Below are 11,775 nucleotides of genomic sequence, written 5' to 3'. Positions count from 1 at the left end.
GCTTGTGAACGACGGCGGCGCCTCCGTACTCGGTACGGGGCGCCGCCGTCGTCATGGGCCGTGCGGAGGTGCTTTCGGTCAGCGCGCGGTGGACCAGGTGTGGGCCACGTCGATCACCAGGCGGTCGGGGAGCTGGAGCACGCGGAACGGCAGGCGGGCGCGGACGCCGAGGCCGATCTGGGTGTCGCCCTCGAAGCTGCCGACGAACCGGGTGTCCTTGAACGTCCGGTAGCCGCTGATGTTCACGCCGGGCAGCGGCTTGCCGGCGCGTCCGGGGTACGTCGCCGCGCCCGTCTCGGGGTCGTAGCTCGGCGCGGCCACCCGGACTTCGAGGACGGCGCCGCCGCCGACGGGGATCGCCGTGCCGGAGCCGTCCTGGTAGACCTTGTCGACGTACCGCACCTGGTAGCCGACCTTGTTGCCGCCCGCGGCGCGGGTGTCGATGACCATCCGGTCGTAGCAGTCGTGCCGGCCGGTCCTGATGTTCGTCAGCGGCGTGTACGCGGTCACGTCCGCGGTCTTGTCGCCGCTGCCCCAGGCGGTGGCGCAGGCCTCGGCCCGGGTGTTCGCCTTCGTGGCCGTGGCCGTGGCCGTGGCCGTGGCAGCGGTCGCCGAGGCGGCCGTTGCCGTCAGTCCGGCGGCGGCGAGCACGAGCGCGGCCGCCGCGGTACCCCAACGTCGCATGATGTTTCCCCCCTGGAAATCGATCGGATGCGGTGTCGCCGGGTTGGACGGCCGGATTCGCCGGATGGTTGTTCGGGTGGGGGGATTTGGCCGGATCTGGGGGGTGCTGGGAGTTTCGGTCACGAGATGAGGTGGTCGAACTCTCCTGCCTTGATGCCGAGGATGAAGGCTCGGAGCTTGTCGGGGGTGGTCGTGACGATCACGTCGGGCTCCGCGCTCTCGCGGAGGAGGACCGTTCCGTCGGGGCCGAGGGCGAGGCCGAGGCAGTTGCTTGCGCCTTGGCAGAGGGAGGAGGTTTGCCAGTGGGGTGTGGGCATCGTTTTCTCGCTTTCGTGATGAGGGCGTGAGCAGCCAGGTGGGGACGCGGTGGTGAGTGTTCGCGCCGAAGGCTTTGAGTCCGGTCGACATCTGCCGGGAGAGCCGTCCGAACACTGCTCCGACACCTGTCCGCGGAGGGGCAGGGCGCGGGATGGGGAACGGGTGCCCCGGTTGGTGGGGAAGTGGAACACGGTTGTTCCGTGTTCCACAGGGTTAGGCGGGCCGTCGTGGGCGCTGAGGCCGATGCCTTCCGCGCTTCTCACAGTGTGAGGTCGTGCAGTGAGTGAAGCCAGGTCTGGGATCGCTCAGTGCTGAGCAGCGGACGCATCGAGCGGGACGTGGATCGCGACTGTGCCCAGGTCAGCTTCCGCAAGCCCGCCAAGAAGCCTGATGCGCGCTTGAACAACGCGGAGTTGTTGCTGGTGCCGGGCAAGGGGACGGTCGGATTCCCTCCCGCCACCCGGTTCGGTGCAACTGGTGTTGAGTTTCACCGAAGTTGACGCTTCACATGTCCGCGTTCCGGGAGAATTGCGCACTATGTGGTTCCTTTCGAAGGAATCGCCACGCATCACCCGTGAGTTGGGCCTCGCTTATCCCGCTCGATGGTTCACTCCGTGCCGTACTACTGTGGGTACTCCTTGTCACTGTTCTGGAGGGGAAGCTCTTGACTGCCCGACGCCTGACCGTCGCCGCTACCGCGATTGCCGCTGCCATGGTGCTGACGGCCTGCGGGGGTAGTGAGAGCAGACCAAAGGACGGCAAGATCAGTGGGGCTGAGGAAGGGCCTGGCAAGCCGAGCGCGTCGCCGTCCGCTGGTGTCGACCGTCCGGAAGTCAAGCTCCCGAAGAGCTTTCAGATGAACTTCGAGAATTGGACGAATGGCGATCCGAAGCTTCAGGCGATCCTCGACGACGGGAAGGAAGAGCTGCGGGCCGACCACGCCGCGATCATCGAAAAGGATCTCAACTCCGAAGCTGTCAAATTCTATAATGCCCCCAAGGCGCGCAAGACGTCCCACGAATACGTCAAGGGGTACGTGGACGATGACGTGACGCTCGTCGGAAAGGCCCGGGTGTTCAACCCCCAGGTGCGCATCAGCAGCGAAGGGTTCGGGATCCTCTTCTATTGCGTTGACGAGAGTCGTGGATACACGAAGGATCGGAAGACTGGTAAGCGTACGGGAACTCCTTCCAATGTGAATCCACATGTCCAGTACCGGACCACGCTGGCTAAGCATCGCAATGGTGTATGGGTGACCACTCATTCCGAGACGGAGCGAGGGGGCTGCTGATGGCGCATGTTCTGTGGCGCCGGATGACGATGGTCCTGATGCTGTCTCTCGTAGTGCCTGTCATGGCGCATGATTTGGCGTATGCGTGGGGAGAGGACGGCGACAAGGGTCCAAGCAAGCCACAGGACTCCGTCGGGGGCGGCTCGGGCAGTCGGAGCCTGATGGCGTCGGTCTCTCGTTCGAGCATCGTGGTGAAGAACTCAGGAAACGGGACGTCCAAACGTGTGGGTGAGCTCGCCCCTGCCGACATCAACTGGGAGCCCCCGGCCTGTTGGTACGAGCCGGCCCTCTCGCCCCAGCAGCTCAAGGCCGCTGTGAAAGGCGGTGACGGTGGATATGTGAATCCGCGTGAATGGTGGAGTAATCGAATCTTCGTAGACCACTATGACAAGGGCATACCGCAGGAGAACTTCAGCGCCAAGGATCCCGTTCACAGTAAGTGGAAGGGATACAAGAACTATAACCTTGGCAAGGACGGGATGTTCTGGCGGAGCGTGGTCCGCAAGGGTCACGAGAGTGACGACAGGGCGTGGGACTGCGGCCGGATCATGTTCTGGCAGGACGCCGGTACGGTCCCGGACGATAAGAACGCTCCGACCCCGAAGGTCCTTGCCTCCTACGCCTACGACAAGATCCGCGTGCCGGACACCGAGGTCGAACTGAATCCCAAAGCCCGGTCGACCGTGAACCTGCCCACCTGGGCGTGGCTGGACAAGGGGAAGTTCAAGGACGTCAAGGTCCGTGCCGAGCTGCCGGGTACCGGACTGTGGGCGGAGACCACGGCGAAGCCGGTCGGGCTGCACTTGGAACCGGGGACCAAGGACGCCCAACTCCACCCCGCCTCCGGGGAGTGCGCGATCAATGACGACGGCAGCATCGGGACCCCGTACACGAAGGGCCAAGGGGACAAGACCCCGCCGTGCGGGATCACGTACCTGCGAGCGACGAGCGGGAAGCCGTACGCCATGAAGGCATCCGTGACCTGGGAGGTCTCCTGGGAAGGGTCCGGGGGTGCGAAGGGCGACCTGCCGAACGGCACCTTCGAGACCACACAGGACGTGAACGTCCAAGAGCTGCAGGCTGTGGACCGCTGACCCTTTGGGGCAGTCGGAGGCTCCGGACGATGTGCGCTGCCCCGCCCGTGGAGGGCGGGGCACTGCTGTTCAGGGCGCCGGCTTCACGAGGTGGTCGAACTCGCCTGCCTTGACCCCGAGTATGAAGGCCTTGAGCTTGTCCGGGGTGGTCGTCACGATCACGTCGGGGGATTCGCTCTCGCGGAGGAGGATGGTTCCGTCGGGGCCGGTGGCGAGGTTGAGGCAGTTGTTCGCAGCCTGACAGTAGGAGGACTGCTGCCAGTTCGGAGTCGTCATTGCAGTTCGCCTTTCAGAGATCTCGTGCGATCTCGTGGATGAAGTCGCGCGATGCATCGGGTTTCAGAGCCAGGTCCTCCAGCCGGTCCAGAATATTGCGGTACTTGTCCAGCTGGGCCGTGGCGTCGAGAAAGACCGGTCCGTGCACCTCATCGAGTTGAACGGTGTCGAGTTGGGGCACTGAGCCCGTCGCATAGAAGATGGTCTGGCCGGGTGCAGGGATTGCGCCGGCTGTGAACGGAACGACCCGCACGGTGATGTTGTCCCGCTCGCTCATCTCCATGATGTGTCCGAGTTGGGCTCGGGCAGTGGCGGCGCCTCCGAACTGCATGCGCAGAGCGGCTTCATGGATGGTCGCCGAATAGTGGGTGGGGGTGTCCCCGTGCAGAACCGCCTGGCGCTTGATGCGGTGGGAGGTGCGGTGCTCGACTTCGTGGGCAGGTAGGGGCGGTACGGACTCTGCGAAGATCGCCCGCGCATGGTCGGCCGTCTGGAGGAGGCCGGGCAGCGTGGCTGTCTGCGCGGTGCGCATCCGGGTGGAGTGGTGTTCGAGTTCGGCCAGGTCGAGGAAACCGTTGGGCAGCACACCCCGATACTCGTCCCACCAGTGCCGCATGCGACCGACGGTCATTGCTGCGAGCGCCGCGATGAGCGGTTCGTCCGTGCAGCAGTAGTGACCGGCGAGTGTGCGGACCCGCTCCGCGCTGAGCCCAACCCTCCCCGTCTCGATGCTGCTCATCTTGGCGCGGTCGACCCCGAGGAGAGCGGCAGCCTCGGTGGGGGAGAGCCCTGCGCGTTCTCGCAGCTTGCGGAGCTCGACCCCGAGTCGCTGTTGACGGGGTGTTGGGGAACTTCTCGGTGGCATGCACCTCTCCTCGATCGATCACAGTCTGACGCCGTCAACCCGGAGAATCCAGGGAGTACTAGTTTTCCGAACTTGGGAGTACAGGTACCCCCGAACCCTCTACTGTGTGTGGCACGTCACTCACGTTGTGTCGCTGTCCGTCCGGAAGTGCACCGTATCCCTCCCTGTCCTGCTGCCCTGGCACAGGTATGCCCTGGGAGATGCGGTAGAGCCACCGCACGGCGCCGGACTGGCGTGGGTCAACCATCCCCGCACACAGGAGAGTTGCATGATCCGCGCCCCGCAGGGACCCGACTGGGACTACACCCTCCAGATCCCGCACGACCCCATCGCCCCGCGCATCGCCCGACGTACCCTGCGAACGATCCTCGACGCCTATGACGTCCGTGAACCGGCCGACACCGCCGAGCTGTTGGCGTCGGAGCTCGTCACCAACGCCCACCGGTATGCGCCCGGGCCCGCCTCGATGCGGATCTGCCAGGACGGCAAGCTGCTGCGGGTCAGCGTGTGGGACACCGATCCCACGCTGCCCGGGCTCGATGCCTACGATCCTCCGGGGCCGGAGCAGGAGGGAGGGCGGGGGCTGCCGCTGGTGCGGATGTGTGCCGACGACTGGGGTGGGTTCGCGTTGGGTGAGTCGCCGTACGGGCTCAGCGGCAAGCTGCTCTGGTTCGAGCTGGGGGGAGGGTGATGCGGACCCGTTTCGCCGTAGCGCCGTGCCCTTGCGGCCTTACGATGCAGAGGACGGTTCCAGCCCCGACCATCAGCTTCCGTCCTACGGTGCTGCCGCTCCGTACCGCAGAGGGAGAACGCCCGATGAGCGCCATGTCGCATGACTATGCGGATGTCGATCCGGAAGCCGCCCTGAAGTATGCCGTTCAGCACATCAAGGGCGACCGTGCCCAGATCGTCGAAGGAGTCATCGAGCCGGTGTCGCCGACGTGGGATCACGAGGCCGCAGCCGACGCCGTCCGGCTGCAGATCGCGCCCAGGGTGCAGGAGCTGAAGTGTGTGGCCGGGTCCGGGAATCTTGATCTGCCGGGCAGCAGCAACTGGTACGTGCCGGACATCGCCGTCGTGGAGCGGTCGGTGGCCAAGGGCGGGGGCGCGTTGCTGCCCGATCAGACCCTGCTGATCGTCGAGGTGACGAGCGAGTCGAACGCGGAGACGGACCGTACGGTCAAGCGCCGCCGGTACGCGGAGTACGGGGCTCCGCTGTATCTCCTGGTGGACCGGCAGGAACGGACGTGCACGCTGTTCTCGGAGCCCGGGGAGCTCGGATACACACGGGCGGAGGGGCCGTTTCCGTTCGGTACGCCGGTTCAGCTGCCGCAGCCGTTCGGTCTGGCTCTCGACACGGCCGACTTCTGAGGTTTTTGGTCGCCGAGCCGGGTCAAACACGGCCCTCGGCGCCAACGCGCCACCCCCGGACACGCGGAACCCCGCCCCCTGAGCCAAGGGGCGGGTTCCGTCGACGGATCGTCGGTCCGCGCAGCGTCAGAGCAGCGCAGTGTCAGAGCCGCTCGGGCGTCCGGATGCCCAGCAGGGACATGCCCTGGCGCAGCGTGCGGGCGGTCAGGTCGCAGAGGAACAGGCGGTTCTCGACCATGGCCGGGGTCTCCGCCTTGATGACCGGGCACTGGTCGTAGAACGTCGTGTAGTGCGAGGCCAGCTGGTAGAGGTACGCGGCCAGCTTGTGCGGCTCGTACGTCTCGGCGACGGAGGACAGCACCTCGGCGAACTCGTCCAGGTGCAGGCCCAGCGCGCGCTCCGCCGGGGCCAGCGGGAGCTCCGGGTGGGCGGCCGGGGCGACGTCGCCCGCCTTGCGGAGGATCGACTGGATCCGGGCGTAGGCGTATTGGAGGTAGACGCTGGTGTCGCCGTTGAGCGAGACCATGCGGTCCAGGTCGAAGATGTAGTCGCGGGACATCGAGGTCGACAGGTCCGCGTACTTCACCGCGCCGATGCCGACCTGGCTGCCGCGCTCGACGGTCTCCTCCTCGGAGAGGCCCAGGTTCTCGCTCTTCTCGCGGACGACCGCGGTGGCCCGCTCGATCGCCTCGTCGAGCAGGTCGACCAGCCGGACCGTCTCGCCCTCACGGGTCTTGAACGGCTTGCCGTCCTTGCCGAGCACGGTGCCGAACGCGAGCTGCTTCGCGGTGTCCTCCGGCAGCCAGCCGGCCCGGCGGGCGGTCTCGAAGACCATCCGGAAGTGCAGCGACTGGCGGGCGTCGACCACGTACAGCAGGGTGTCGGCCTTGAGGGTGCCGATGCGGTTGCGGATCGCGGCGAGGTCGGTGGCCGCGTAGCCGAAACCGCCGTTGGACTTCTGGACGATCAGCGGCGTCGGGTTGCCGTCCGGGCCCTTCACGTCGTCGAAGAAGACGCAGAGCGCGCCCTCGGAGCGGACGGCGACGCCCGCCTCCTCGAGGTCCTTCACGACGGCCTGGAGGTCGTCGTTGTACGCGCTCTCGCCGACGATGTCCTCGTCCACGATCTCGACGTCGAGCTTGTTGTAGACGCCCTGGAAGTAGATCTTCGACTCGTCGACGATCTTGTGCCAGAGGGCCAGGGTCTCGGTGTCGCCGGACTGGAGCGCCACGACCCGGTCCCGGGCGCGGGTCTTGAACTCCTCGTCGGAGTCGAAGAGCGCGCGCGAGGCCTTGTAGAGGCGGTTGAGCCGGGACATGGCCGCCTCGCCCTCGCCGTCGGCGGCGTCGGACTCGTGGTCCAGCTCGTGCGGGTGCTCGATCAGGTACTGGATGAGCATGCCGAACTGGGTGCCCCAGTCGCCGATGTGGTGGCGCCGGACCACGGTCTCGCCCCGGTGCTCCAGGATCTGCACGACCGCGTCGCCGATCACGGTGGAGCGGAGGTGACCGACGTGCATCTCCTTGGCCACGTTCGGCTGGGAGTAGTCGATCACCGTGGTGCCCGGGTTCTCCGCGTACGGGACGCCCAGCCGGTCGTCGGCGGCCCGCGCGGCCAGGGTGGAGACGATCGCCGCGTCGGTGATCGCGATGTTGAGGAAGCCGGGGCCGGAGACCTCGACGTCGGCGAGGACGCCGTCGGCCGGGAGCCCCTGGACGACCTGGGCCGCCAGCTCCCGCGGGTTCGCCTTGAGCTTCTTGGCGAGCCCCAGCACCCCGTTGGCCTGGAAATCCGCCCGGTCGCTTCGTCGCAGCAGCGGGTCGGCGGCGCCGGCCTCCGGCAGTGCAGCCGAGAGGGCGTCCGCGACGCGCTGGTGGACCGTAGCGGCGAGCGAGGGGACCGAAGCCATGGGGTGCGTACCGTTCCGTCGTGGGGAAGGGGATTCCGGCCAGTATCCCACGCTGCCGCCCCCGCCCCGCCAGGCAATAACCGGGGCCGACGGGAAGGGCCGTGACCGGGGCGGCGGCCGGGCCGCCCGGCCGGCAGGAACCGCCCCGCCCCGTCGGTCGGAACCGCCCCGCCCCGCCCGGCGAAAACCCCGTCCGCCCGTCCCGGGCCGTCTGGGACAATGGGTCCGCCAGGCTTTCGAGCATGAGGAAGCAGAGGAAGAAGGAAGTGCCAACCGTGGCTCAGAGCACCGAGGCCGACTGGGTCTCCCGTTTCGCGGACGAGGTCATCGCCGAGGCGGAGCGACGAGCCCCGGGCAAACCGATCGTCTGCGCCTCGGGCCTCAGCCCGTCCGGGCCGATCCACCTCGGCAACCTCCGCGAGGTCATGACCCCGCACCTGGTCGCCGACGAGATCCGCCGCCGCGGCCATGACTGTGTGCACATCCTGTCCTGGGACGACTACGACCGGTTCCGCAAGGTGCCGGCCGGCGTCGACCCGTCCTGGTCCGAGCACATCGGCAAGCCGCTGACCAGCGTCCCGGCCCCGCCCGGCAGCCCGTACGCCTCCTGGGCCGAGCACTTCAAGGCGCCGATGATCAAGGCGCTCGACGAGCTGGGCATCGAGTTCCACGGGATCAGCCAGACCGAGCAGTACACCTCGGGCGCCTACCGCGAGCAGATCCTGTTCGCGATGCGCGAGCGTGCGCGGATCGACGCCGTCCTCGACCGCTACCGGACGAAGGACAAGGACAAGGACAAGGCCAAGGGCGCCCAGGGCAAGAAGCCGCAGCAGCAGAAGGGCAAGGTCGACGAGGCCGACGCCGCTGCCGCCGAGGCCGCGGCCGAGGGCTCCGGCGCGGCGAGCGAGGACGACGGCACGGCGGCGGCGGGCTACTTCCCGTACAAGCCGTACTGCTCCGTCTGCGACCGCGACCTGACCACGGTCACCGCCTACGACGAAGAGACCACCGAGCTGAGCTACACCTGCCAGTGCGGTCACTCCGAGACGGTCCGGCTCTCCGAGCACAACCGCGGCAAGCTGGTCTGGAAGGTCGACTGGCCGATGCGCTGGGCCTACGAGGGCGTGGTGTTCGAGCCGTCCGGTGTCGACCACTCCTCGCCGGGCTCCTCGTACGTGGTCGGCGGGCAGATCGTCAAGGAGGTCTTCGGCGGCGAGCAGCCGATCGGCCCGATGTACGCGTTCGTGGGCATCAGCGGTATGGCGAAGATGTCCAGCTCCAAGGGCGGGGTGCCGACCCCGGCCGACGCGCTGGAGATCATGGAGGCGCCGCTGCTGCGCTGGCTGTACGCCCGCCGGAAGCCGAACCAGTCCTTCAAGATCGCCTTCGACCAGGAGATCCAGCGGCTGTACGACGAGTGGGACGCGCTCAACCGCAAGGTCGGGGACGAGAGCGTCCAGCCGGCGGACGCGGCCGCGTACAGCCGGGCCGTCCGCACGGCCGCGGGTGAGCTGCCCCGCACCCCGCACCCGCTGCCGTACCGGACGCTGGCCTCGGTGGTCGACATCACCACCGGCCACGACGAGCAGACGCTCCGCATCCTGCGCGATCTCGACCCGGAGAACCCGGTCGGCTCGCTGGACGACGCGCGGCCGCGGCTCGACCGGGCCGAGCGGTGGATCACCACCCAGGTCCCGGCCGAGCAGCGCACCCGGGTCCGGGACGAGCCGGACACCGAGGCGCTGTCCGCACTCGGCGACACCGAGCGGGAGTCGCTGCGGCTGCTGCTCGACGGGCTGGACGAGCACTGGTCGCTGGACGGCCTGACCACGCTGGTCTACGGCGTGCCGAAGGTGCAGGCCGGTCTGGAGCCCGACGCCAAGCCGACGCCGGAGCTGAAGGTGGCGCAGCGGTCGTTCTTCGCGCTGCTGTACCAGCTCCTCGTCGGACGGGACACCGGGCCGCGGCTGCCCACGCTGCTGCTGGCGGTGGGCGCGGACCGGGTGCGGAAGCTGCTCGGCGCGTAACGGTTGCGCAGGCTGCTCGGCGCGTAGCGGCGGCGGGGCGCGGGCGTACTGCCGGGGGCGGTGCGTGTGTCGTCTGGTGGGTGTCGCCCGGTACGTGTACCGCCGGTGCGGTGCGGTGCCGCGCTCGGCGTCGTGGCCGTGGAGTCGTCGGAGGGTCGTCAACCCGAGGCATTGCTTCTCGGGGCGGCGGCCCTTCGTGCTGTCCGGAAACCGCCGGTGGCGGTGGTGATGTCGGCCGGTCGGGTCAGGCTCTCCGGGCCCGTCCTCCGGGCCCGTCGGCTCACGGGGAGTGTTCGGTCTGCATCTCCATCCGCAGCCGGTCGCGGAACTCCCGGGTGTAGCCCCGCAGGTAGTTCTCGCTGAGCGGGCCGCCGCTGCGCCCCCGGACGCGGTACCGCTCCAGAAGGTACCGGCCGAACTGGCGGGCGTCGGGCCAGACCCCGCTCTCCGCGACGTACTGGCGGTAGGCGGCGAAGTACGCCTCGTCGCGCGGTACGTCGTCGGGCAGACCGGCGACCGGGTCGTCGGCGTCGGTCCCGGTGCCGGCGAACGGGTCGACGAACAGCTCGTGGTCGGGCGTGGGCACCGGGTCCCGCGGCTGGGCCGCCTCGCGCGGGGGCACCTCCGGCCGGGGCACGTCGGCCCGTACGTCCCCCCGTATGTCCTGTTCCTGCCCATCCTGTTCCTGCCCATCCTGTTCCTGCCCGTCCCGTTGGGGCGCGTCCCGGTGCGGTGCGGGGTAGGCGCCGGTCCCGGCCGAGTAGCCGGTGAGCTGGGCGTTGCGCAGGGCGCGGACCCGGCCCGGCGCGACCGGCACGGTCACCTGCTGCATCGGTGGCCCCTCGGGCACCTGCTCGCCGGAGGGCACAACGGCCTCGTCCCGCGGGGCGGCGCCCCATGCCGGGTCCGTCAACAGGCCGGCGCCGGGCCCGTTCTGCGGACTCCCGGACTCCGGGGGCGTCCGGCCGTCCTCCTGCGCCGGCGGGTGCGGCCGCGCGCCGAAGTCGGTCCCGTCCGGCGCGGACACCGCGGTGTGGCCGTCCGACCGTTCCGGACCACCGGACCGCCCTGCCCGCTCCGGGTCGCCGGGCCGGCCGTCGGCCCCGGACGCCGGCAGCGCGGCCTGCCCGGTGCGGTCCGCGGACGGGCCGCCGGCCGACAGCACTGCCGGGTCGATGCCGGCGGCTGCCAGCCCCGCCGCACCGGTACGGGAGAGCGGCACGCCGTAGCGCGCGAGCCGGAGCGGCATCAGGGACTCGACGGGTGCCCTGCGGCGCCAGGAGCGGCCGTAGCGGGCGCGGAGCCGGGCCTGGTAGACCAGCCGGTCCTGTTCGAGCTGGATGACCTCGTCGTAGCTGCGCAGCTCCCACAGCTTCATCCGCCGCCAGAGCCGGAAGGTGGAGGGGAAAGCCAGTAGCCAGCGGGCGACGCGGACCGACTCCATGTGCCGGTCGGCGGTGATGTCGGCGATCCGGCCCACCGCGTGGCGGGCCGCTTCGACGGCGACGACGAAGAGGACGGGGATCACCGCGTGCATGCCGACGCCGAGCGGATCCGGCCAGGCGGCCGCGCCGTTGAACGCGATGGTCGCGGCGGTCAGCAGCCAGGCCGTCTGCCGCAGCAGGGGGAACGGGATGCGGATCCAGGTCAGCAGCAGGTCCAGGGCCAGCAGGACGACGATGCCCGCGTCGATGCCGATGGGGAAGAAGGCGGAGAAGCTGCCGAAGCCCTTCTTCGCGGCGAGCTCGCGCACCGCCGAGTACGAACCGGCGAAGCCGATGGCCGCGATCACGATCGCGCCGGCGACGACCACGCCGATCAGTATGCGATGTGTGCGTGTGAGCTGCGTCGCGGCCACCCGCGATCCCCTCCAACGGTCGGCATCAGGCGCGGACACTCTGGCACACGCGTACGAACAGCGGTGCCCGGGTCCATGGGAA

At 68.9% G+C, this 11,775-nt stretch carries 12 protein-coding genes; 6 read left to right on the top strand and 6 right to left on the bottom strand.

Annotated features, from left to right (window positions below):
• Positions 1-78: 78 nt before the first annotated feature.
• Both ABT112_RS10845 and ABT112_RS10840 read right to left on the bottom strand, forming a co-directional pair.
• A complete protein-coding gene (locus ABT112_RS10845; RefSeq protein WP_351507868.1) occupies positions 79-684 on the bottom strand; it encodes an AMIN-like domain-containing (lipo)protein in 606 nt (201 codons plus the stop codon).
• Between the two features lie 119 nt (positions 685-803).
• Positions 804-1,001: a DUF397 domain-containing protein gene (locus ABT112_RS10840; protein ID WP_351507866.1), complete on the bottom strand. Its 198-nt coding sequence runs from the start codon at positions 999-1,001 to the stop codon at positions 804-806.
• 309 nt (positions 1,002-1,310) lie between these two features.
• Here ABT112_RS10840 and ABT112_RS10835 point away from each other — a divergent pair, with 309 nt between their 5' ends.
• The 3 genes from ABT112_RS10835 to ABT112_RS10825 all read left to right on the top strand — a co-directional run bounded on the left by ABT112_RS10835 (position 1,311) and on the right by ABT112_RS10825 (position 3,387).
• Entirely contained in the window at positions 1,311-1,502 is a 192-nt protein-coding gene (locus tag ABT112_RS10835) for a hypothetical protein (RefSeq protein ID WP_351507864.1), read from the top strand.
• 164 nt (positions 1,503-1,666) lie between these two features.
• On the top strand, positions 1,667-2,293 hold the full coding sequence (locus ABT112_RS10830) for a hypothetical protein (protein WP_351507862.1): 627 nt from the start codon (positions 1,667-1,669) through the stop codon (positions 2,291-2,293).
• A 23-nt stretch (positions 2,294-2,316) separates the two neighbouring features.
• Complete coding sequence (locus tag ABT112_RS10825) at positions 2,317-3,387, top strand: hypothetical protein (protein ID WP_502975312.1); 1,071 nt, start codon at positions 2,317-2,319, stop codon at positions 3,385-3,387.
• A gap of 69 nt (positions 3,388-3,456) precedes the next feature.
• Here the strand turns inward: ABT112_RS10825 and ABT112_RS10820 are convergent, their stop codons facing one another.
• A complete protein-coding gene (locus tag ABT112_RS10820) occupies positions 3,457-3,663 on the bottom strand; it encodes a DUF397 domain-containing protein (RefSeq protein WP_351507858.1) in 207 nt (68 codons plus the stop codon).
• A 13-nt stretch (positions 3,664-3,676) separates the two neighbouring features.
• Positions 3,677-4,528 (bottom strand): helix-turn-helix domain-containing protein, encoded by an 852-nt coding sequence (locus tag ABT112_RS10815; RefSeq protein WP_351507856.1) that lies wholly within the window; start codon positions 4,526-4,528, stop codon positions 3,677-3,679.
• A 268-nt stretch (positions 4,529-4,796) separates the two neighbouring features.
• On the opposite strand from ABT112_RS10815, the gene ABT112_RS10810 reads away from it, so the two are divergent.
• Together ABT112_RS10810 and ABT112_RS10805 are read left to right on the top strand one after the other, a co-directional pair.
• The gene (locus tag ABT112_RS10810; protein WP_351507854.1) at positions 4,797-5,219 is read left to right on the top strand and encodes an ATP-binding protein; all 423 of its coding nucleotides are present in this window, start codon (positions 4,797-4,799) and stop codon (positions 5,217-5,219) included.
• 125 nt (positions 5,220-5,344) lie between these two features.
• Positions 5,345-5,899 carry a Uma2 family endonuclease gene (locus ABT112_RS10805; protein ID WP_351507852.1) on the top strand — a complete coding sequence of 185 codons (555 nt, stop codon included), beginning with the start codon at positions 5,345-5,347 and terminating at the stop codon, positions 5,897-5,899.
• 142 nt (positions 5,900-6,041) lie between these two features.
• On the opposite strand, the gene argS is transcribed toward ABT112_RS10805, so the two are convergent.
• A complete protein-coding gene (gene argS, locus ABT112_RS10800; protein WP_351507850.1) occupies positions 6,042-7,808 on the bottom strand; it encodes an arginine--tRNA ligase in 1,767 nt (588 codons plus the stop codon).
• Positions 7,809-8,074: 266 nt separating this feature from the next.
• Between argS and lysS the strand changes: the two genes are divergently transcribed.
• The gene (gene lysS / locus ABT112_RS10795; protein ID WP_351507920.1) at positions 8,075-9,835 is read left to right on the top strand and encodes a lysine--tRNA ligase; all 1,761 of its coding nucleotides are present in this window, start codon (positions 8,075-8,077) and stop codon (positions 9,833-9,835) included.
• A 280-nt stretch (positions 9,836-10,115) separates the two neighbouring features.
• Here lysS and ABT112_RS10790 read toward each other — a convergent pair whose 3' ends face one another.
• Positions 10,116-11,693, bottom strand: a complete 1,578-nt coding sequence (locus ABT112_RS10790; RefSeq protein WP_351507848.1) for a DUF2637 domain-containing protein — start codon at positions 11,691-11,693, stop codon at positions 10,116-10,118.
• Positions 11,694-11,775: the final 82 nt, after the last annotated feature.

Source organism: Streptomyces sp. NPDC002055, from assembly GCF_040296705.1.
Classification (GTDB): Bacteria; Actinomycetota; Actinomycetes; order Streptomycetales; family Streptomycetaceae; genus Streptomyces.
The sequence above is the reverse complement of the archived record's forward strand: the minus strand, read 5'-3'. Positions and strand labels throughout refer to the sequence as shown.